Below are 19,218 nucleotides of genomic sequence, written 5' to 3'. Positions count from 1 at the left end.
GGCGAGGCTATGGATTCCACGCGGTACCACCCTAATTCAGCCGGCCATCTGGCCGACCCTTTCACCTCTTACCGATCGGTATAAGGCTAAGACCTATAACGGGGTCTCCCGTCCCGGACTACGTATCACCCGGACGACTCAGGAACCAGTTATCATTCAGAAACGGATTATCGGCTCACAGCAACTGTCGACTCTCTGGGAACCCGTTTTCTGATATTCTTTCCTTCGCAGTCATTTTTGGTTACAATTTTTAACTTGATGTTGCCTATTATAAAGTTTTTTATAACGGTTGTCAACATGTTTTAGGAAAAATGTTTGAAAAAGATGGAGGGGTGGAAAGATTCACCCCTTCGGTCGCGACAAGGGCCTTCAGACCCCCTTTTTATCAATGATGGAACAGCCGTACGCCGGTCATGGCCATGGCGATATTGTATTTGTCGCAGGTGGCGATCACATTGTCGTCCCGGATGCTGCCCCCGGTCTGGGCGATGTATTCCACCCCGCTGCGATGGGCCCGTTCGATATTATCCCCAAAGGGGAAGAAGGCATCGGATCCCAAGGCCACCCCGGTATTCTTAGCGATCCAGGCCTTCCGTTCTTCCCGGGTCAGAGGTTCCGGTTTTTCCGTGAAGAAGTTTTCCCAGACCCCATCAGCCAGTACATCTTCCCAGTCGTCAGAAGTATACACATCGATGGTATTGTCCTTATCCGGCTTCCGGATATCCGCCTTGAAGGGCAGATCCAGGACCTTCGGGCACTGGCGCAGCCACCATTTGTCCGCCTTGTCCCCAGCCAGACGGGTACAGTGGATCCGAGACTGCTGGCCAGCACCCACACCGATGGTCTGCCCGTCTTTTACATAGCACACAGAGTTGGACTGGGTGTATTTCAGGGTGATCATAGCGATCAAAAGATCCCGCCGGGCAGCTTCCGGGATTTCTTTGTTCTTGGTAGGCCGATCCTGGAGCAGGTCCTCCGTAATGTGGTCGTTGTTCCGTTTCTGTTCGAAGGTGATACCGAAGACCTGCTTGGTTTCCAGTTCCTCCGGTTCGTAGGCCGGGTCGATCTGGATCACATTGTAGTTGCCCTTTTTCTTGGCGGACAGGATTTCCAGAGCTTCCGGTTCGTATCCGGGCGCAATGACCCCGTCAGATACCTCATGCTGGAGCACCAGAGCCGTAGCTTTATCGCATACGTCGGACAGAGCTACGAAATCCCCGAAAGAACTCATCCGGTCGGCACCCCGGGCCCGGGCATAGGCACTGGCCAGCGGGGACAGTTCCATGCCTTCCACACTGTAGATTTTCTTCAGGGTATCCGTCAAAGGCAGGCCCACGGCAGCCCCAGCCGGGCTTACATGTTTGAAAGAAGCAGTGGCCGGAAGCCCGGTGGCTCTCCGGAGTTCCCGCACCAGCTGCCAGCTGTTGAAGGCATCCAGGAAGTTGATGTACCCCGGTCTGCCGTTGAGCACCGTAATGGGCAGGTCCGCCCCGCTCTGCATAAAGATCCGGGCCGGGATCTGGTTGGGATTGCAGCCATACTTCAGTTTTAGTTCTTTCATGAAAGATTCCTCCTTAGGGTCAAAAAGAAAAGCCGACCCCGGGCCACAGCAGGTGCCCAGACGGTCGGCATTCTACGACCATGCTCCCTGTGGGTAAACCCACTTCCGTCAGTCACATGATCTGTCCATTCAATTATAGCATTGTCAGCGGGAAATGGTCAACTGTTCCTTCACCCCCGTCCCATCGAAGGCCGGGATGAACTGGCTGTCGGCGGAGCCGGATTCCTGGACGAATCCATCCTCGATAGAGCTCTGGAACAGGTAGTCTTCCACTTCCTGGTATTCCTCTTCTGACAGGGGCCGGCCGATTTCTGGATACTTTCCCTCCTTGGCCTGGCCACAGGGCAAATACTGGCGCATCAGGCTGAAGAGCACCTGACCGGGACCGAATTCCCCTGCCACCCAGTCGATGATCTTCTTGCTGTCCTCCACCTGTCCCGGCAGGATCATGTGCCGGATAATCACGCCTTTTTTCAGCAGCCCCGTTTCCCCATCCATTTCATAAGGACCCGTCTGTCGGAACATCTCCCGGATGGCAGCTGTGGCCACGGCAAAATAGTTCCGGGCATGGCTGTACCGCCAGGCGGCTTCTTCGCTGACATACTTCAGGTCTGGCAGATAGATCTGGACCTTCCCTTCCAGCTGCCGAAGGGTCTCCACTTTTTCATATCCCCCGCAGTTGTACACCACCGGCACCGGCAGTTCCGGCTCCAGAGATTCCAGGATGGTGGGCAGGAAATGGGTGGGCGTCACCAGATTGATATTGTGGGCTCCCTGAGCGATCAGGTCCTGATAGATCCGGCGCAGATCGTCAGCGGTCATCTCCCAGCCTTTTCCCCCGCTGCTGATTTCGCTGTTCTGGCAGAACACGCACTGGAGCGTGCAGCCAGAGAAGAACACGGTGCCGCTGCCTCCGGAAGTACCGCTGATGCAGGGTTCCTCCCATAGGTGGAGAGCGGCCCGGGCCGCCCGGGGCCGCCAGGGCATCCGGCACCACCCCAGCTGCCCTGGAGCCCCATCGGCCCCAGGCCGTTCGACCCCACAGTCATGGGGACAAAGAGTACATTTGGTCATTGTTAGATCCTTTCGTAACAAGAGGGGGTGTTGCACAGAATGTGCAGCACCCCCTTTTCTCAGTATTTATACCCCCAGGAATACCGTCCCCTGTAATTATAGGGATAAATGGTTATATCATAATGGGCATTGTCCAGTTCGTGGACGATCTGATGCTTGAAAGGAGCCAGCGCCAGATGCAGGACTTTGAAAGGTTTCGATCCCCACATGGCTCCCTCATCGGAAATATCCACTTTGTACCCATTTTCATGGGAATAGGTTCCCGGTGCATGGTATCCCCGTTCCGCTCCTCCTGTGATCACAAAAGTGACTCCATTCCTTCGGGCCAGCTCATTCAAATGATCCAGGAAAGCCACCGTAGAGGCCTTGAAATGGGCCGTATCAGTCGTACCATTGCTCCGCCAAGAAGTATCCATGCCTTCTGTGCTGCTCCACTTCCGCAGGTTGCTCTTGCCGAAATCCCGCCGCCAGGCATAGGCCTGCTTGGTAGAAATCGGCTTATAGGACAGCCCTTTCCCTCTATTTTCCAGAGTGGATACCTTGTACCCGCTGGCAGCAGACCGGGAAGACGTACGTGCCCCGTAATTGAAGGGCACAGCCCGGCGCGCCATACCGGCAGCCGACGCAGAAACAGAAATGGTCAAGGAAGAAAACAACACAGTAGTGAGTACGACTTTATTCATGCGATTCAGCACATCTCCCAACGTTAAGATTCCAAAGTCAAAAATACCGACTCTATTATACGCGAAATTGAAAGAAAATTCAAGTAAGCTGTCTGTACACCTGTCACGCATTATCTCTACAGCCAGAGCAGCAGCCCGCTCCCCACCCCGGCCAGGAAACCAGCTGCCACATCGCTGGGATAATGGACTCCTCCCAAGACCCGGACAGCTGCACTAACTAGGCTGACCAGGAGGAAGATTCCCCCAACTGCCGGATGGATATACAGGTACACCATGGCAATGATGGTGGAAGAAAATACATGACGGCTGGGCAGGGATTCACCCTGCTTGTCCCGAGAGATCAAAGGTTTCAGGGGCCAGGCTTCATAGGGCCGGGGACGGTCGATCCGGCTCCGCACCACGGACACCAGCAGGAAGGAAAGAGCCGGCACCCAGAAAGCTTTCTGCAGCAGGAGGTTCCCGGCCAGCCCTCCCTTATGGATCAGTTCCCCCAAAAGCAAGGGGTACGCGATATACATCAGCACCACCAGGGCATTGTTGGCCAGCTGAAGGGCCTGGATCCTGCCGGGATGGCCTGCAAAGGGCCGTGTCAGCCGGGCATAGGTGCGGTCATAATGGCGTTCGAGATGCATTTTTCTCCTTTCTGGAAAACGGGGCTGTTGCATGCCAACGGCCCCGTTTGGGGGTCTCGAGACTAAAAGGGGCTGTGAAAAAATGAAGGATCATTTTTTCACAGCCCCTTTTGACTTCCATCTGGAGGCGACGCCCAGAATCGAACTGGGGATAAAGGTTTTGCAGACCTCTGCCTTACCGCTTGGCTACGTCGCCATATGAAAATGGAGCGGAAAACGAGATTCGAACTCGCGACCCCCACCTTGGCAAGGTGATGCTCTACCACTGAGCTACTTCCGCCTAAAGAATGGTGCCTCAGCGCAGAATCGAACTGCGGACACAAGGATTTTCAGTCCTTTGCTCTACCAACTGAGCTACCGAGGCAATTGGCGACCCAGGACGGACTCGAACCGACGATCTCCGCCGTGACAGGGCGGCATTCTAACCAACTGAACTACTGAGCCGTTGCGGCTGCCTTTTCAAGCGCCGACTTGTATAGTATAGAAGATTGTGGCAAAAAAGTCAAGAGCTTTTTCGCCACAGGTCATACGTCATAGGTCATACGTCATACGCTAAATGGTATGATCTGCCTGATCCACTTTTTCCAGGGTCTCTTCCAGATGCTCCTTCAGCTTGGCTTCCAGCTCTTTCAGGTTCCGGCTGTCGAAATCCATGGAAGCGTGAAATACGGAGTTGATCTTCACTTCCCCGAAGAACTGGTCTCGGAGCCGGTTGTACATAATGATCAGCTGATCCATCCGGTCGAAATTGGAATAGTCGATCAGGATGATGGATCCGTTGATATGCTCGATGGCATGGGCCGGCTTGATGTACAGCTCGAAGGGGCCGATTTTTTCCGGCAGGCTGTTGCCGTAGTTCCAGGTAAGGATCCCGTGCTCCGCCACCTGTTCCCCCAGGTTCACACTGGTGGGGTCTTCCATACTGTGGAGGATCCCGGACAGATAGGCTTCCACGTTTTTGGCGAACACATCCCTATCCTTGTAGATGAACCGGATGTCCCTGTAAGAATTCATTCCCATGGTATGGACCACGATATAGTCAAAAGTTTCTGAGGTGTAGATGATATCCAGCCGAGCCCGGAGCTCCGGGGCCTCATACCGGCAGATGGTCAGGATCTGGCCGTCGATGGTGTCCACCAGCTTCTTGGAGAACTGCCCTACCTGTTCCGGCAGCCCCTGGATGAAACCCCACTGGCGGGTCTCCTGCTGGATCTCTTCGATTGGTTTGTACCCCATGGCCGGTCACGCCTTCTCCCCGGCTTCGGCCGCATCCTGGGCCAGGAGTTTTTCCAGCCGTCCGCAGCTCATTTTCCCTTCATGGCAGACTCGGTCGCTGTCGCAGGTAGGGCCCGCTTTTTCAAAGAGGATGGGGGCCACGGCTTTCACCTGACGGAGCATTTCCCAAGCCAGGGCACGGATTTCCCACTGGGCCCGGCTGCAGCACCGGAGCTGGAAGAAATGGAGCAGGCTCCGGGCGTTCATGGTGACCACGATCTTGGTCTCCGCCGCGTTGGGCAAAATGTACCGGGCATCTTCCGCCGGCACCCCCGCCTCCGTCCATTTGTTGTACAGCTCCTGGATCCTGCCGCACAGCTCTTCGAATTCTTTTTTGCATTCGGGCCGGGCAGCCAGGGTAGGCGGCAGGATGGTCTCGAAATCGTGTTCCTTCACATACCGCTGGCTCTGCTGGCTGTAGGAAGCAATCCGGTGGCGCACCAGCTGGTGGGTCAGTACCCGGGACACCCCTTCGATGGCAAAGGTGAAGCTCACATGCTCGAAGGTAGAGGTGTGCCCCATCTGGCCCAGCCGGCGCACCAGGCTGGCCACTTCCTGGTCGGTCATCTTGGTTTCCAGTTCTGCCGCCCCGATGGGAGAATAGCAGAGCCGGGCGCTCATGGCCACGGTCCGATCCGGTTCAGGGGTATAGCGGAGCAGTTTCACATGCATCATTTTCTTTTCTGTTTCCTTTCCTCCTCCATGGCCTGGCGGATCCGTTCAAAGGAACGGTCCATCAGGGCCTGGAGCCGGTCTTTCCGGTCCAAGAGATACAGGTAGCCCATCAGGGCCTCAAAGGCCGTACCCTGCCGGTATTCCCGGACACTGGCGCTTTTTGGCACGGTGCTCTTGGTATTCCGGCCTCGGCGGGCGATCTGGGCTTCCTCTTCTGTCAGGATCCCGGCTTTTTCCATTTCATCCATGGCCTTGGCCTGCATCACCGCAGACACCATCCGGCTGGCCAGGTCGTGGAGCACCTGTACATGGCTGCTGACCGGCAAAAGCCGCATCCGTACGTACAGGGAAAACACCGCATCCCCGATATAGGCCAGTTCCACCGGATGGATCAGCCGGGGTTCCGGCAGGGTCTGGGACGTTCCGCAGGTGGCCAGCACATGGTCCAGGAGCCGCTGATACTGTTCGTATCTCACTTTCTCTTCCACCGTACGCCCTGGGGTGTGTCTTCCAGGATGATCCCTTTGGCAGCCAGTTCGTCACGGATGGCATCGGCTTTGGCGAAATCCCGGGCTTTCCGGGCGGCCTGCCGTTCTTCGATCTTGGCAGCGATCTCTGCTTCCTCGTTGCTCACGGCGCCCCCTTCTCCGTTGGCAGCCGGTTCATTTTCCAAGATCCCGATCACGTCCAGCATTTCCTTCCAGGCCTTAGCGATCTGTTCCACCAGTTTGCCATCGGGTTTCTTGGTCCCGCTGAGGATGGCGTTATGGTACACATTGATTTCCTTGGCCAGGGCGAACAGATAGCTGATGGCCAGGGAGGTGTTGAAGTCGTCGCTCATGGCGTCGAAGAAACCTTGGCGCAGTTCTGCCACTTTGTCCCGAAGGGCCAGGCTTTCTGCATCCGGTCCCACGGTGATCACCTGCTGGATCTCCCGCAGGTTGTTCTGGGCCGTACGCAGCCGTTCTAGGCTCCGTCCCGCTTCCGCCAGCCGTTCCTGGCTGAAGTCCAGGGGACTGCGATAATGGGTATTCAGGATGAAGTACCGGATGGTCTCCGGTTCATATTCTTTCAGCAGGTCATAGACCGTCTTGAAGTTCCCCAGGGACTTGGACATCTTTTCTTCATTGATGGTGATGAATCCGTTGTGGACCCAGTACCGGACAAACGGATGGACTCCTGTAGCCCCTTCGCTCTGGGCGATTTCGTTTTCATGGTGCGGGAAGATCAAGTCGCTGCCGCCCCCATGGAAATCCAGGGTGTTGCCCAGGTACTTGGTGCTCATGGTGGAACATTCGATATGCCAGCCCGGCCGTCCTTTGCCCCAGGGGCTGTCCCAGGCCGGTTCTCCCGGTTTGGCAGATTTCCACAGGGCGAAATCCATGGGGTTCTCTTTCCGCTCGTCCACGTCCACCCGGGCCCCGGCCATCATGTCGTCCAGCTTCCGGCCGGACAATTCTCCGTAGTGTTCGAATCTTTCCACCCGATAGTACACATCCCCGTCCACTACATAGCCGTAGCCGTTGTCGATCAGCTGCTGGACGGTATGGATGATGTCCGGGATGTGTTCGGAGACCCGGGGATAGATATGGGCCCGCTTTACATGGAGCTTGTCCATCACTTCGAAATACGCTTTGATATACCGGTTGGCGATCACATCCCAAGTCACGCCTTCTTCGTTGGCGGCCCGGATGATCTTGTCGTCCACGTCGGTGAAGTTCTGCACATAGGTCACATCGTACCCTTCATGGTCCAGGAACCGGCGGATCACATCCCAGACCACAAAAGGCCGGGCGTTGCCGATATGGGGATGGTTGTAGGGGGTGACCCCGCACACATAGATGCCGACTTTCCCCGGATGCAGAGGGACGAATTCCTCTTTCTGCCGGGTCATATCATTATATACACGGATGCTCATGAGAGTCTCCTTTCTTTTTACAGGCTCACGCCGGCCTTGGCCAGGCTGCCCCGGATCCGGGCTGCCACACGGTCTTTACCCAGAAGCGGGATCATTTCCGCCAGTTCCGGTCCATGCTGGTTGCCGGTAAGGGCCACACGGACGGGCATGAATACTTTCTTGCCTCCCAGTTTGGTTTCCTTCTGGACCGCTTTGAACAGGGCCTTGGTGCTGGCATGGTCCAGATTTTCTGCAGCTGCCAGTTTCTCCAGGAACAGGACCATGACCTGGGGCACCGTTTCTTCTTTCAGGACGGCTTCCGCTTCCGCCGTTTCGAAAGCGAATTCATCGGTGAAGTACAGGGCCACCTTTTCGGGGATCTCCTTCCCGAATTCTGCCTGATCCCGGGCGGTGAGGATGACCTTCTTCAGCCATTCCAGCTTCTCACCGGATTCTTCCCCGGTCATATAGCCGGCTTCTTTCATAAAAGGCACAGCAAAGGCCACATAATCCTCATCGGACAGCTGGCGCATATAGTGGGCATTCAGCCAGTTCAGCTTCTTGATGTCGAACACAGCCGGATTCTTGGCCACATGGTCCAAAGAGAATTCCCGGATCAGTTCTTCCCGGGAGAAGATTTCCTGGTCGGAATTGGGAGCCCAGCCCAGAAGGGCCAGGAAGTTCACGATGGCATCGGGCAGATAGCCCATCTGCCGGTACTGGTCCACGGACGTAGCCCCGTGCCGTTTGCTCATCTTCTTGTGGTCCGGCCCCAGGATCAGGGAAATATGGCCGAAGGTGGGTTTTTCGAACCCCAGGGCATCATACAGCAGCAGCTGCCGAGGCGTATTGGACAGATGTTCTTCCGCCCGGATCACACAGTTGACCCCCATCAGGGCATCGTCGATGACCACAGCGTAGTTGTAGGTCGGGATGCCGTCACTTTTCACGATGACGAAATCTCCGATGCCGTTGGAATCGAAATGCACATCTCCCCGGACTTCATCGTGGACCACGATATCCTGGTCTTCCGGCACCCGGAACCGGATGGTGGGTTTCCGGCCTTCCGCTTCGTAGGCTGCCCGCTGCTCCGGAGTCAAGTTCCGGCATTTGCCCATGTACCGGGGCATCTTCCCTTGGGCGGTAAGGGCTTCCCGTTCCGCTTCCAGTTCTTCCGGAGTGCAGTAACAGTAATAGGCCTTCCCTTCTGCCAGCAGCTTGTCGGTATATTTTTTGTAGATATCCAGCCGTTCCATCTGCCGGTAAGGACCGTTGGGGCCGCCTACATCCACCCCTTCATCCCAGTCGATGCCCAGCCATTTCAGGGCTGCCTTGATGTTGGCTTCCCATTCCAGCTTGGACCGGTCCCGGTCGGTGTCTTCGATCCGCAGCAGCATGGTGCCGTTCTCTTTCCGGGCCAGCAGCCAGTTGAACAAGGCAGACCGAGCGCCCCCGATGTGGAACGGTCCCGTGGGGCTGGGTGCAAAACGTACTTTCAATTTCTTTTCCATTGTATCTTCCTCCCAAAAGGTTTTTATCTGATCAGACTGGCCACGGCTTCGGCAGCGATGCCTTCTCCCCGGCCGGTAAAGCCCAGTTTTTCCGTGGTGGTGGCCTTGACATTCACCGCATCCCGGGAAAGTCCCAGATCCGCCAGGAGATTCTCCAGCATAGCCGGCTCATAAGGCGCCAGCTTGGGGCGCTGAGCGATGATCGTGACATCCACATTGTTCACCTGCCAGCCGGCAGCGTGGATCTTCTCCAGCACAGCAGCCAGCAGTTTCCGGCTGTCGGCCCCCAGATAAGCGTCATCCGTATCCGGGAACAAGCGGCCGATATCCCCCATGCCCGCCGCTCCCAGCAGAGCATCCATCAAGGCATGGAGGGCCACATCCGCATCGGAATGGCCGTCCAGTCCCCTGTCCCAGGGTACGGTGACCCCGCAAAGGATCAGGGGGCGCCCTTCCACCAGGCGATGGACATCATAGCCGGAGCCGATGCGAAATTCCATGTTTTTCCCCTCCCTGCGTCCTGCCAGATCCTGCGCCCAGGCCAGGTCTTCCGGCGTAGTGATCTTCCGATTGTCATAGGACCCTTTCACCAAGGCCACCGGACGCCCCAGAGCTTCCACCAGGCTGGCATCGTCCGTCACAGCCAGATGGGATCCCTGGGCCAGGCAGAAGCCTTCTTCCAGCAGTTCCCGCCGGAAGATCTGAGGAGTCTGGACCGCCCAGAGCCGGCTCCGCTCCAGGGTCCGGTCCACATGGCCCTGGGTATCATCCATTTTGATGGTATCCTTGCAGGGGACTGCCGCAATGGCAGCCTGTTCTTCCCGGGCCTTCTCCCAGACCCGCAGGAAGAGCTCCGGCCCCGCAAAAGGACGGGCTCCATCGTGGACCGCTATCCACTGGGTCCCCTCCGGGACCTGGGCCAAAGCATGGGCCACCGAATCCTGCCGTTCCTTTCCTCCGGTGACCACTCTCCAGGCAAGGCCAGGGAACTGCCGGGGCTGCCATTCTGCCAGCAGCTGCCGGGCCCCTTCCTCTTCTCCCGGAGCCACCGCCACCAGAGCCAGGGCCGCATCGGGCACCTGGTCCAGCTGATGGAGGCTGCGGACTAGGATGGGGATGCCCCGGATACAGGCGTAATTTTTATTATACCCCAAACCCAGTCTTTTTCCCATACCTGCAGCAGCAATGATGCAAACCAATTTGTTGTCCATCCCATCATTCCTTATCTTATTTCAGTTTGGCAAAGATCATCCGGCCGGCGGAAGTCTGGAGCACGGAGGTCACGGTCACCGGTACGGTGAAGTTCACACAGCGTTTGCCCCCTTCTACCACCACCATGGTCCCGTCGTCCAGGTACCCGATGGCCTGGCCCGGTTCCTTGCCTTCCTTGGCCAGATAGATCTGGAGTTCTTCTCCCGGCAGCACGGCCTGCTTCAGGGCATTGGCCAGGTCGTTGATGTTCAGCACCCGTACGCCCTGGATTTCTGCCACTTTGCTCAGGTTAAAATCGTTGGTAGCCACCACGCCTTTCAGCTCTTTGGCCAGCCGGACCAATTTGGTATCCACTTCCGTGACATCATCATAGTCCTTGTCAGCGATTTCCACCACAGCTTGTTTGTCCCCCTGGATGGACCGGACGATATCCAAGCCCCGCCGACCCCGGTTCCGTTTCAGGGTATCCCCGGAATCAGCGATCTTCTGCAGCTCCTCCAGGACGAATTTGGGGATCACGATGATCCCCTCCAGGAAGCCCAGACGGATCACTTCCAAAATCCGGCCGTCGATCAACACGCTGGTATCCAAAAGTTTATAAGTGCGGGAAACTTGGCGAGCACTGGCCTTCCGGGAATTCTCCTTATTCCGGGCAAACCAGACTCTGTTAAAAAATAAAAGGATATCTTCGCGTTTGTTCAAGGCCACTTTAGCGCCGATGAGAGCCCCCATGATACTGAAGATCAGGGAAATATACGGTCCCACAATGGGCAGCCGGGAAAATGCCGTCCCCAGGAGCGTCGCTACCACCAGCCCTATGATCACCCCGATGGACAGGACGAAAATGTCTCCGGTAGGAAGATCCGCCACATAGGAAGCCAGGATTTCCGAATAATGGAGCGTATAGTGGATCAGCGGCGTAGCAGCAGCTTTTCCCATATATCCGAAAACCAGGGCCCCGATGGCTCCCATGATCAGGTTCAGGGGTGTCACTCCCAGGAAGCCCCACTTCAGATAGTCCGAGGAAATGAATTCCCCCAAGAGCGGTGTGGCGATTTCCATCAGGAATACCCCAAGAGCGGCAAAGATCAAGATGATAACAAATTTAATGATTTTTTCAACCATTGTCTCACCTCCTTGTATAATATCATCCTCCATTTTACAATAATACGAAAATAAAGAAAAGAGATTGGATCAGAATTTTGAAGAAAGTGTAAAAAAAAAGGTGCACTTTACGTGCACCCCTTTCAGACAAACTGATCCAGCCACTTTTCACTTTTTTCTTCATCCACGCTCTCCACCAGCATGAACTCGCTGAGGAGGATCTGTTTGGCAGTGGTCAGCAGCCTCCGTTCTCCGGCGGACAATTTCTTTTCCGTTTCCTGTACAGCCAGGGTCCGGACCACATCGGCCACTTCAAAGATATCCCCGGTTTTCATCTTGTCCACATACATATTGTACCGGCGGTTCCAGGTAATCCGCTTCATCTTGTTCTCCGGCCGGGCTTTCAGTACATCTTCCACTTTGGGGAGGATTTTTTTGTTTACAATGGGCCGAAGTCCGATCTTATCCACATTGACTTCCGGGATCATCACTTTCATGTCACTGAGCAGCATCTTCAAGACGAAGTAATTGACCGCATGGCCATCGATCTGCTTCTGCTCCACATTTTTTATCACAGCTGCTCCATGCATGGGATACAGCACTTTATCACCCACTGCAAACATTCTGCTACCTCCTTACGTACAGAGTCGATACATCATCCACAACTGTATATATTGTAGCACGAACCAACCAGCAAGTCAAATTTTTAGATTATAACACTTTTCTTATATGACTGTCAACGTTTTTTTACAAAAAAAGTGGGGCTGCCGCATACGCACAGCCCCTTCTCCATTGCCAGTCAGACTTCCCTATGATTCTTTTCCCACAGTTCCCTGATCCTCTCCAGCCTGTCATCGGTAGCAGGGTGGTCAGAAAGCATCTTCCCGAAAAATCCCAGCTGGGGATTGTGGTACAGGGTATCTAGTTTGGCCAATCCGCTGTATAGTTCCGGCCCCAGGCCCAACTGACAGGCATAGGCATCAGCAGCATATTCATCCTGTCGGGCGCAGTAGCGGTTGAACAGGGTAAGCGGCCACCCCAGCAGCCAATTCCCCACTTGGAGGATGAGATTCATCACCATGCAGAAAAACACCAGGATGAATCCCAGGAGCGGGATGAACTGGAGCACCATCAAAAAAGCCAGGAACAGCCGATACAGCCGGAAACAGGCCCGGTTGGCCGTGCTCATACCGCAGAGCAGCAGAAGCTTCCAGGTATGCCCCTTCTGGAGATGGCCCATTTCGTGGGCCAGGATGCCGGACAGCTCATCCACCGTAAAATATTGGAACATGGGCGCATTGACGATGATGTTATTGTCTCCCAGGGCACAGGCATTCAGGGATTTTTCCGGGTTGATGTACAGATGGAATCTTTCCCCTTCCAGCCCGCCTCGGCGAATCACCGGATCCAGCGCCTGTTCCAGTACCTCCTGATAGGGTCCCCGGGCTTTTTTCCAGCCGCTGGTGAAGATCATCATCCGTTGGAAAAGCGGGAACTGCATCAAAAGGCCCGGCAGAAGGACCATCACTGTCAAGAGCCAGTTTTCCCATCCAGGATTGGCGTCCAGGGTCCGAAGGGTATCCGGCGGCAGGAAAAAAGCCGCCAGGAGCAGGACGAAAGGGCCCCATAGGGATAGGAGCAGATAGTTGACAAAAAAGGAAACGATCAGTAAAAGGGCGCTCAACGTGCTCCCTCCTCTTTACTGTTACTTTTTATATTCCTCCGCCAGTTTCTTGAACAGAGGCAGGGATTTCTTGATGGTATCGTAACTGATGCAGTACGAAGCGCGGAAATAGCCCGGACAGCCGAAATCCGTCCCCGGCACCAGGAGCAGGTCATACTTTTTGGCCCGTTCGCAAAAAGCATAATCATCCTCTTCCAGGCATTTAGGGAACAGGTAGAAGGCCCCCTGGGGCTTCAATACGGTGAAGCCAGCCTCTTTGAGGCCCTGGTAGAGCAGATTCCCATTCCGTTCATAGGGAGCGATATCGGAAGGTCTCCCAGCACATCGGGCCACCACCAGCTGCCACAGAGAAGGAGCGTTCACATGGCATTCCACCCGGGCAGCCCCGGCGATGGCTCCGAACACCTTCGCGAAATCCGCCACTTCACTGGGCACCACGATATACCCGATCCGTTCCCCGGGCAGGGAAAAGGATTTGCTGTACGAATAGCACACCAGGGTATTCTTATAGTAGAGAGGAATGTAGGGCACCTGGATGTCCCCATAGACGATTTCCCGATAGGGATCATCGGAGATGATGAAGATGGGGTGACCATATTCCTGTTCTTTCTTTTCCAGGAGAGCCGTCAGGGTCCGGATGGTCTCTTCCGAATAGACGACACCGCTGGGATTGTTGGGGGAATTGACGATGACCCCTTTGGTATGGGGCGTCAGCAGTTTTTCAAAAGCCTGGAAATCGATCTGGAAATCTTCCGTCCGGGCCGGCACCACCTTCAGGCTGGCCCCAGTGGATTCCACGAAGCAGCGGTATTCCGGAAAGAAAGGTGCAAAAACGATGAATTCGTCCCCTTCTTCCGCCAAAGCCTTGAAGCAGATGGTGATGGCCGCTGCAGCGCCTCCCACCATGAAGAGATTGGCCCCGGTGAAATGGGTGCCGAATCGACGGTTGATATCCTTGGCCAGGGTCTCCCGGACTTCCGGTTTCCCCGGTGCCACCGTATAGCTGTGGATAGCCTGGGGCGGCAGTTCCTCCATGATGTCCAGGACCGCTTCTTTGATGTAATCAGGCGCCGGCACATTGGGATTGCCCAGGCTGAAGTCGCAGATATTCTCAGCCCCTACTTCTTTGGCGCGTTTCTGGCCATATTCAAAAATGGTCCGGATGGTGGATTTTTTCGAACCCAGTTCATACATTTTTTCATTAACCATAAGATCACCTGTATTTCTAAGTATATTGGTATCATTATAGCATAAAAACAGGAGCTGTTGCGCATACAGCAGCCCCTGGGGTATATGTCAACAAGTTCTCGGTAAAGCCTTCATCACAGTATAGTTAGGCAGCAATGAGCAGCAATCAGCGCCGGTATATGTCCCCCTGAAATGGGGAAAGGACCCACGTCAGCGGGTAGGGGGGTCCCCTCCCGGCTCCTGGAGAATCGACGTATACCCGCACAACCAGCAAGGCCAGAGGCCAAGTCCGCCCTGCAGGGGCGGGGGACCGGGCTTGCCCGGTGGTGGGGGCATGAGGTCTTGATAGGACCGAATATCCTGGCCTTACTCCTGCCGCACAAGGTCTCCAGCTACGGCATTCTTATATTCTTTCCTGGTATTCAGCGGCATACGGCTCAAGACCCCTGCTAGAGCCTGCTCCAGATTTCCGTGCGCCAATCCAACCGCAGGATTTCCTGCTTCCCCGCATACTGCCTGGCCAGTTCAGCATCATAATCTTCCAGAGCCTGAGCGAAAGCCTAGCACTGTAGCTGGATTCCCCGCTGCCATATCTCCTTTTCCAGAGCCAGCCCGTTGAAACACCCCTTATTAAGTTGACGAATTCTGATACAATAAAATTCATGGAAGACCTTCTCTCCTATCTGTAGTGGTGTGGTAACTAATACTATAGGATGAAGGTCTTCCTTTTTGCAATTTTATAAAGGATTATTCATTTTACCGAGAACTACTTTACACTAAGGCGGGTGTGAAAAGACTTTTCAGGAAGAAAGCAGATTTAAGACGTCAGACCGGCCTTTGCCGGCCTTTCAGAAGTCAGACGTCAGATTGACCCGCGATAAGCAGATCGGACCTGCTGCTTAACCGAACAAAAGCTGACGTCTGACGACTCAAGGCCCCTTTGGGGCCGTTTCTGACTTCTTTTTTGATGTCTCGAGGCCCGTTAGGGCCGGGTCTGACTTCTTTTTATGATTCATTGGGCCGGAGTCGGAAGGATGATGTGAAACCGCCTCACGCCCAAGGTCTCATGTCTCAATGTTCAATAGTTCTATCTGGAAGATGTCCTATTGTTTTATCTCCGTCAATTTCTGATACATTTTCATCAATTCAGCAACAATATCCGATTCTTCCATGGTAGGTGCAAATCCATACGCAGCCATGACATTTTGATCATTTGCTTCATGGGCCTTTTTAAGTTCAGGATACAGATAAGAGAAATCAGGGTCGTATAAATCGGCCAAAGAGGAATCGCTGTACTTTTCTCTTGCATCCAATATGGCTTGAGCCGACTTCTCGATGCGTTCTTTTTGCTGCGGAGTGGGGTTGGGCCAAGGGAAGTTGTTATAGACGATGTCTTTTGAATAACGATAGTCACTTTTCAAACGACCAGCAACAACACTCATCCATACCATATGGATATTACTTTCTAATATACCAAAATGATATAGTGTTCCATTAGGTATGATTTGAACAGCATCTGAAGCAATAGTATCCGCATGCAAAAAGCCAATAGGAATATATTTTCTTCTTTCTGATGAAACTCGTGGAACAATCAAATAATTTTCATTAGCAGGTTGTGTCACTTGGGCAAAAAGTGAAGGTGTTTTTGCAAACTTGCGGATAGCCTCAGCCTTACTTGATAACCTACTCTCTCTACACTTTTGAACTCGTTTACAGACAAGTGGATGCTTCTTTATTTCCGCAGGTGACACACCTACAAGCCAAAGACAATATCGTTTTAAATTATGGAGATATTCGCGAGATCCCAGTAAAGGACGTATAAATCTCTTACTGTCATGGTCTTGCTTAATAAATTTATCATAATCATCCGCTTCGATGATCAAATACCCTCCATCTGCTGGTTTATTTCCATATACCATGGTCGGTACGTCACAAATTGGTTTATTTCTGCTTTTTACCAGTATATTAGGTCCGTCATTTAAATATGCGTTAATATTTCGTACTTTATATCTTACACCATTAGAATAAATAAATTTATCTCGACGGCTAAAATCAGCAAAACCAATTATCACACAATGGACATGTGCTTTTGTTCTTGATTCACTGTCCCATATAAATGTTCGATATGCAAAATTTATTGTTACTGGAATATCTTCCCACATACGTCCAACAGTCTCACCCTCTGTAATCGAATTTGTTGATACATAAGCACACTCTACTTGAGTACCCTGAATATAATCATATGATTTTTTATACCAACAGGAAACATAGTCAAGATTCTTCTTTTTAGGAAAAATCATCAATACGTCATCTTTTTGTTCCCTATTCATATAAGTAAATCCCAAAAACGGCGGATTCCCCATGATATAGTTCAGCTCATCTTTGGGCACAACCTCTTCCCAATCAATCCGCAGAGCATTGGCTTCCACGATTTTGGCACCCGTTTTCAAGGGCAAAAAATTTAAGTTTTGATGGATGATATCTTCGGTCTCCTGCATCATCTGGTTTTCAGCAATCCATAAGGCAGCTTTAGCCACCGTAACGGCAAAGTCATTGATTTCTATACCATAAAAATGACTGATGGATACCTTGATATACTGTTCTTCCTGGAAATCCAGAAAAGCACCCCCGACTTTTGTCTGTTCTCTTAGGATTCCATTTTCCAGCTTACGAAGTGAAATATATGTTTCTGTGAGAAAATTTCCGCTTCCGCAAGCCGGGTCTCAAAGGTGTCTGTATTTGATACAATCGAACGATAGCAGGGATTTTGAACACCCCCGTGTTCACTTCAATCGGTGTTGTACTGATTGGCTATCTTCTTGAGCAGAAGTGCTTTTTCCATGAACCAGTCAAAGTAGTTTTTATATTCTTTTCTATCAAACGCCGCATCAAGCTCCTTGGTCAAAAGCATACGTCCATCTTTTTCACCTTCTGACCACTCAATGGAAGCGCCTAATTCCTTTTCTATCGTATCTTGATTATCTTTCAGCTGCCTATACCAATCCTTCCCCTTGGCAACATACAAGCCCGCTGTCGCCCGATGGCGGGATGTGTTGATTGTAAATTCTACCACCACAGACGATACGCCGGTACTCAGGTTGTACCAATTGGTCGCGAAAGCCTTTCTGCATGAGAAGCTCTTGCTGAACTTACTGTCTTTATCGAAGGCATAGTCACAGAACTGCTGCCAGAAGTTCAATTGGAATTTCCGCAGCGGCGTCAGGGTTTCTGCAGCTTTCACCGTTTTTGCCCATTCGTTGGGACGTTCTACAACATTAAACCGTGGTGCTGGCAGCGAATCCCCAATGCGCCAGAGTTCAATTTCAATCAGGAAAAAACCAATATTTTCATCCGTATGCTGATTCAGCCATCCGATAGCCTGTTTATGCTCATCACGAGCCCTTTTGACAATCCAGACTATAATTTCAGCGTCTTTCCCTGCCGCATACGTAATGATTTTTCCCAAATGATCATGGTCGGTATCTTCCAGCTGATTCTCGATGATAATCCCACGGGAACTCCCGCTTTCGCGGGCGTAGATGTCTACACTGAAACTTCCTACTGGAGATTCCGTTTCCTCAAGCTCCAGGTCAATTTCAATGGCATCACTCAGCTGTTCCAGATTTTCTTTTTGGGCAAGCCATTTTGAAAAATCCTGTTCCTCATGCGGCCAGATAGACCGCAAGTCATCAATCCGTTTCATGCACCCTAGTTTTTCCATATATGTCACTTTGCTTCCCGATGCTTTAGAAATGCTTCTCCTCTGCCGCCTTGAAATTATAGACTGGTTTCATCACGTCGATAACGTCCACGGTGTCACCGATGACATCCAAGATATCATCAAGGGATTTATAGGCCATAGGAGCTTCGTCGATGGTGCCTTCGTTTACCGATGTCGTATATATGCCTGCCATCTCCTGCTGGTATTCCTTGAGGGAAAGCTCTTTGATTGCCTGTGTACGGGACATGATGCGGCCTGCGCCGTGCGGGGCAGAGTAATTCCACTCGGCATTGCCTTTGCCGAGTGCCAGGATGCTTCCGTCACGCATGTTGATGGGAATAAGGAGTTTCCCAAAGTTAAAGATACCACATCAATCCCACGCGGACTTTTGCTCAACCGATACAGCCGGAGGGCTGGATAACAAGAAAAGGCGGTATGCGCCCCGTGGAGGGGTAGCGTACCGCCTTTTCTTGTGGGGGTTTCCAAAGGGGGCAGCGCCCCATTTGGCACACGACTTTGCGGAGCAAAGTGTAGTGTGTTATACGCTCTGTCGGCGTTGCCCTGAAAATACCGTTGCCGCCGGGGAGGGCAAGGGCATTTGACGCGGCAGGAAAGCAGGGCTTTGTTTGGGGCTGGTAAGCCGGAAACAAAGGGCTGATTTCAGCAGCAGACAGGGCGTATTATGAAAGCCCCCGTCCCTCGTCCTCCGCCCCCGGCCTATGGGACAAAAAGTCCCAAAGCTCTGGACACCGTGACCAGATGTGTGGCCACACTCCGGGAAAAGTAGCAGGACGGCAGGAAACCGTCAAGGCTGAAATGAATGGGCTGACGCCCGGCCTTGACCGTTCCCCGCCGCCCCGCTGGATGGGTGGACTGGTGCTAGCATATAAATAGGACAAGTCAAACTGAGGTTTTCCATAAAGTGATACAATAAAAGTATATATAGGGGGCCTTAGTATGACGAAGTTCGACAAACAATTCAAAATGGATGCTGTCCAATA

17 protein-coding genes, 4 tRNA genes, 2 pseudogenes and 1 riboswitch are annotated in these 19,218 nt (G+C 53.1%); all 23 genes and pseudogenes read right to left on the bottom strand.

Going from position 1 to position 19,218, the window contains the following annotated elements:
• Positions 1 to 385: 385 nt before the first annotated feature.
• The gene (locus ACTUHY_RS09740; RefSeq protein ID WP_442827562.1) at positions 386 to 1,561 is read right to left on the bottom strand and encodes a phosphoribosylaminoimidazolecarboxamide formyltransferase; all 1,176 of its coding nucleotides are present in this window, start codon (positions 1,559 to 1,561) and stop codon (positions 386 to 388) included.
• Positions 1,562 to 1,608: 47 nt separating this feature from the next.
• A riboswitch (ZMP/ZTP riboswitch) is annotated at positions 1,609 to 1,687 on the bottom strand.
• 18 nt (positions 1,688 to 1,705) lie between these two features.
• A complete protein-coding gene (locus tag ACTUHY_RS09735) occupies positions 1,706 to 2,635 on the bottom strand; it encodes a radical SAM protein (protein WP_442827561.1) in 930 nt (309 codons plus the stop codon).
• A gap of 59 nt (positions 2,636 to 2,694) precedes the next feature.
• A complete protein-coding gene (locus ACTUHY_RS09730; protein ID WP_442827560.1) occupies positions 2,695 to 3,318 on the bottom strand; it encodes a hypothetical protein in 624 nt (207 codons plus the stop codon).
• Between the two features lie 116 nt (positions 3,319 to 3,434).
• A complete protein-coding gene (locus tag ACTUHY_RS09725; protein ID WP_442827559.1) occupies positions 3,435 to 3,950 on the bottom strand; it encodes a phosphatase PAP2 family protein in 516 nt (171 codons plus the stop codon).
• A gap of 122 nt (positions 3,951 to 4,072) precedes the next feature.
• Positions 4,073 to 4,146, bottom strand: a tRNA-Cys gene (locus tag ACTUHY_RS09720).
• Between the two features lie 9 nt (positions 4,147 to 4,155).
• Positions 4,156 to 4,230: transfer RNA gene (locus ACTUHY_RS09715), tRNA-Gly, on the bottom strand.
• A gap of 8 nt (positions 4,231 to 4,238) precedes the next feature.
• Positions 4,239 to 4,314: transfer RNA gene (locus ACTUHY_RS09710), tRNA-Phe, on the bottom strand.
• 3 nt (positions 4,315 to 4,317) lie between these two features.
• A tRNA-Asp gene (locus ACTUHY_RS09705) sits at positions 4,318 to 4,394 on the bottom strand.
• A 108-nt stretch (positions 4,395 to 4,502) separates the two neighbouring features.
• Positions 4,503 to 5,186, bottom strand: coding sequence for a hypothetical protein (locus ACTUHY_RS09700; protein ID WP_442827558.1), 684 nt, complete (start codon positions 5,184 to 5,186; stop codon positions 4,503 to 4,505).
• A gap of 6 nt (positions 5,187 to 5,192) precedes the next feature.
• Positions 5,193 to 5,897: an FAD-dependent thymidylate synthase gene (gene thyX / locus ACTUHY_RS09695; protein ID WP_442827577.1), complete on the bottom strand. Its 705-nt coding sequence runs from the start codon at positions 5,895 to 5,897 to the stop codon at positions 5,193 to 5,195.
• The gene (locus ACTUHY_RS09690; protein WP_442827557.1) at positions 5,897 to 6,388 is read right to left on the bottom strand and encodes a Mini-ribonuclease 3; all 492 of its coding nucleotides are present in this window, start codon (positions 6,386 to 6,388) and stop codon (positions 5,897 to 5,899) included. The genes thyX and ACTUHY_RS09690 overlap by 1 nt, the downstream gene beginning before the upstream one ends.
• On the bottom strand, positions 6,373 to 7,818 hold the full coding sequence (cysS, locus tag ACTUHY_RS09685; protein WP_442827556.1) for a cysteine--tRNA ligase: 1,446 nt from the start codon (positions 7,816 to 7,818) through the stop codon (positions 6,373 to 6,375). Before cysS ends, ACTUHY_RS09690 begins: the two co-directional genes overlap by 16 nt.
• Before the next feature lie 17 nt (positions 7,819 to 7,835).
• Positions 7,836 to 9,308: a glutamate--tRNA ligase gene (gene gltX, locus ACTUHY_RS09680; protein WP_442827555.1), complete on the bottom strand. Its 1,473-nt coding sequence runs from the start codon at positions 9,306 to 9,308 to the stop codon at positions 7,836 to 7,838.
• 23 nt (positions 9,309 to 9,331) lie between these two features.
• Positions 9,332 to 10,519, bottom strand: coding sequence for a 2-C-methyl-D-erythritol 4-phosphate cytidylyltransferase (ispD, locus tag ACTUHY_RS09675; RefSeq protein WP_442827554.1), 1,188 nt, complete (start codon positions 10,517 to 10,519; stop codon positions 9,332 to 9,334).
• Between the two features lie 16 nt (positions 10,520 to 10,535).
• A complete protein-coding gene (locus tag ACTUHY_RS09670) occupies positions 10,536 to 11,645 on the bottom strand; it encodes a PIN/TRAM domain-containing protein (RefSeq protein ID WP_442827553.1) in 1,110 nt (369 codons plus the stop codon).
• 122 nt (positions 11,646 to 11,767) lie between these two features.
• Entirely contained in the window at positions 11,768 to 12,247 is a 480-nt protein-coding gene (locus ACTUHY_RS09665) for a CarD family transcriptional regulator (RefSeq protein ID WP_278675117.1), read from the bottom strand.
• A gap of 176 nt (positions 12,248 to 12,423) precedes the next feature.
• A complete protein-coding gene (locus tag ACTUHY_RS09660; protein ID WP_442827552.1) occupies positions 12,424 to 13,308 on the bottom strand; it encodes a M48 family metalloprotease in 885 nt (294 codons plus the stop codon).
• A gap of 21 nt (positions 13,309 to 13,329) precedes the next feature.
• Positions 13,330 to 14,517, bottom strand: coding sequence for a pyridoxal phosphate-dependent aminotransferase (locus ACTUHY_RS09655; RefSeq protein WP_442827551.1), 1,188 nt, complete (start codon positions 14,515 to 14,517; stop codon positions 13,330 to 13,332).
• 382 nt (positions 14,518 to 14,899) lie between these two features.
• Entirely contained in the window at positions 14,900 to 15,160 is a 261-nt protein-coding gene (locus ACTUHY_RS09650) for a hypothetical protein (protein WP_442827550.1), read from the bottom strand.
• A gap of 439 nt (positions 15,161 to 15,599) precedes the next feature.
• Positions 15,600 to 15,887 carry a type IIL restriction-modification enzyme MmeI gene (locus ACTUHY_RS09645; RefSeq protein ID WP_442827576.1) on the bottom strand — a complete coding sequence of 96 codons (288 nt, stop codon included), beginning with the start codon at positions 15,885 to 15,887 and terminating at the stop codon, positions 15,600 to 15,602.
• A pseudogene (locus tag ACTUHY_RS09640) lies at positions 15,870 to 17,207 on the bottom strand (type IIL restriction-modification enzyme MmeI); the annotation flags it as partial. The pseudogene ACTUHY_RS09640 and the gene ACTUHY_RS09645, both read right to left, overlap by 18 nt.
• A 77-nt stretch (positions 17,208 to 17,284) precedes the next feature.
• Positions 17,285 to 18,199 carry a DUF4268 domain-containing protein gene (locus tag ACTUHY_RS09635; RefSeq protein WP_229778450.1) on the bottom strand — a complete coding sequence of 305 codons (915 nt, stop codon included), beginning with the start codon at positions 18,197 to 18,199 and terminating at the stop codon, positions 17,285 to 17,287.
• Between the two features lie 43 nt (positions 18,200 to 18,242).
• Positions 18,243 to 18,566, bottom strand: a pseudogene (locus ACTUHY_RS09630) (RtcB family protein); the annotation flags it as partial.
• Between the last annotated feature and the right edge of the window lie 652 nt (positions 18,567 to 19,218).

The sequence above is a fragment of the Acidaminococcus nyctereutis genome, assembly GCF_052216985.1.
Taxonomy (GTDB): Bacteria; Bacillota; Negativicutes; order Acidaminococcales; family Acidaminococcaceae; genus Acidaminococcus; species Acidaminococcus fermentans_A.
This window is presented reverse-complemented; position numbering and strand designations above follow the sequence as displayed.

What these genes read in the sequence shown, in the direction of transcription:
- ispD (WP_442827554.1), bottom strand. Translation starts at nt 10,519, where the DNA reads ATGGACAACAAATTGGTTTGCATCATTGCTGCTGCAGGTATGGGAAAA.
- gltX (WP_442827555.1), bottom strand. Translation starts at nt 9,308, where the DNA reads ATGGAAAAGAAATTGAAAGTACGTTTTGCACCCAGCCCCACGGGACCG.
- cysS (WP_442827556.1), bottom strand. Translation starts at nt 7,818, where the DNA reads ATGAGCATCCGTGTATATAATGATATGACCCGGCAGAAAGAGGAATTC.
- ACTUHY_RS09670 (WP_442827553.1), bottom strand. Translation starts at nt 11,645, where the DNA reads ATGGTTGAAAAAATCATTAAATTTGTTATCATCTTGATCTTTGCCGCT.
- ACTUHY_RS09730 (WP_442827560.1), bottom strand. Translation starts at nt 3,318, where the DNA reads ATGAATAAAGTCGTACTCACTACTGTGTTGTTTTCTTCCTTGACCATT.
- ACTUHY_RS09740 (WP_442827562.1), bottom strand. Translation starts at nt 1,561, where the DNA reads ATGAAAGAACTAAAACTGAAGTATGGCTGCAATCCCAACCAGATCCCG.
- ACTUHY_RS09735 (WP_442827561.1), bottom strand. Translation starts at nt 2,635, where the DNA reads ATGACCAAATGTACTCTTTGTCCCCATGACTGTGGGGTCGAACGGCCT.
- ACTUHY_RS09725 (WP_442827559.1), bottom strand. Translation starts at nt 3,950, where the DNA reads ATGCATCTCGAACGCCATTATGACCGCACCTATGCCCGGCTGACACGG.
- ACTUHY_RS09655 (WP_442827551.1), bottom strand. Translation starts at nt 14,517, where the DNA reads ATGGTTAATGAAAAAATGTATGAACTGGGTTCGAAAAAATCCACCATC.
- ACTUHY_RS09635 (WP_229778450.1), bottom strand. Translation starts at nt 18,199, where the DNA reads ATGAAACGGATTGATGACTTGCGGTCTATCTGGCCGCATGAGGAACAG.
- ACTUHY_RS09665 (WP_278675117.1), bottom strand. Translation starts at nt 12,247, where the DNA reads ATGTTTGCAGTGGGTGATAAAGTGCTGTATCCCATGCATGGAGCAGCT.
- thyX (WP_442827577.1), bottom strand. Translation starts at nt 5,897, where the DNA reads ATGCATGTGAAACTGCTCCGCTATACCCCTGAACCGGATCGGACCGTG.
- ACTUHY_RS09650 (WP_442827550.1), bottom strand. Translation starts at nt 15,160, where the DNA reads ATGAATTTTATTGTATCAGAATTCGTCAACTTAATAAGGGGTGTTTCA.
- ACTUHY_RS09700 (WP_442827558.1), bottom strand. Translation starts at nt 5,186, where the DNA reads ATGGGGTACAAACCAATCGAAGAGATCCAGCAGGAGACCCGCCAGTGG.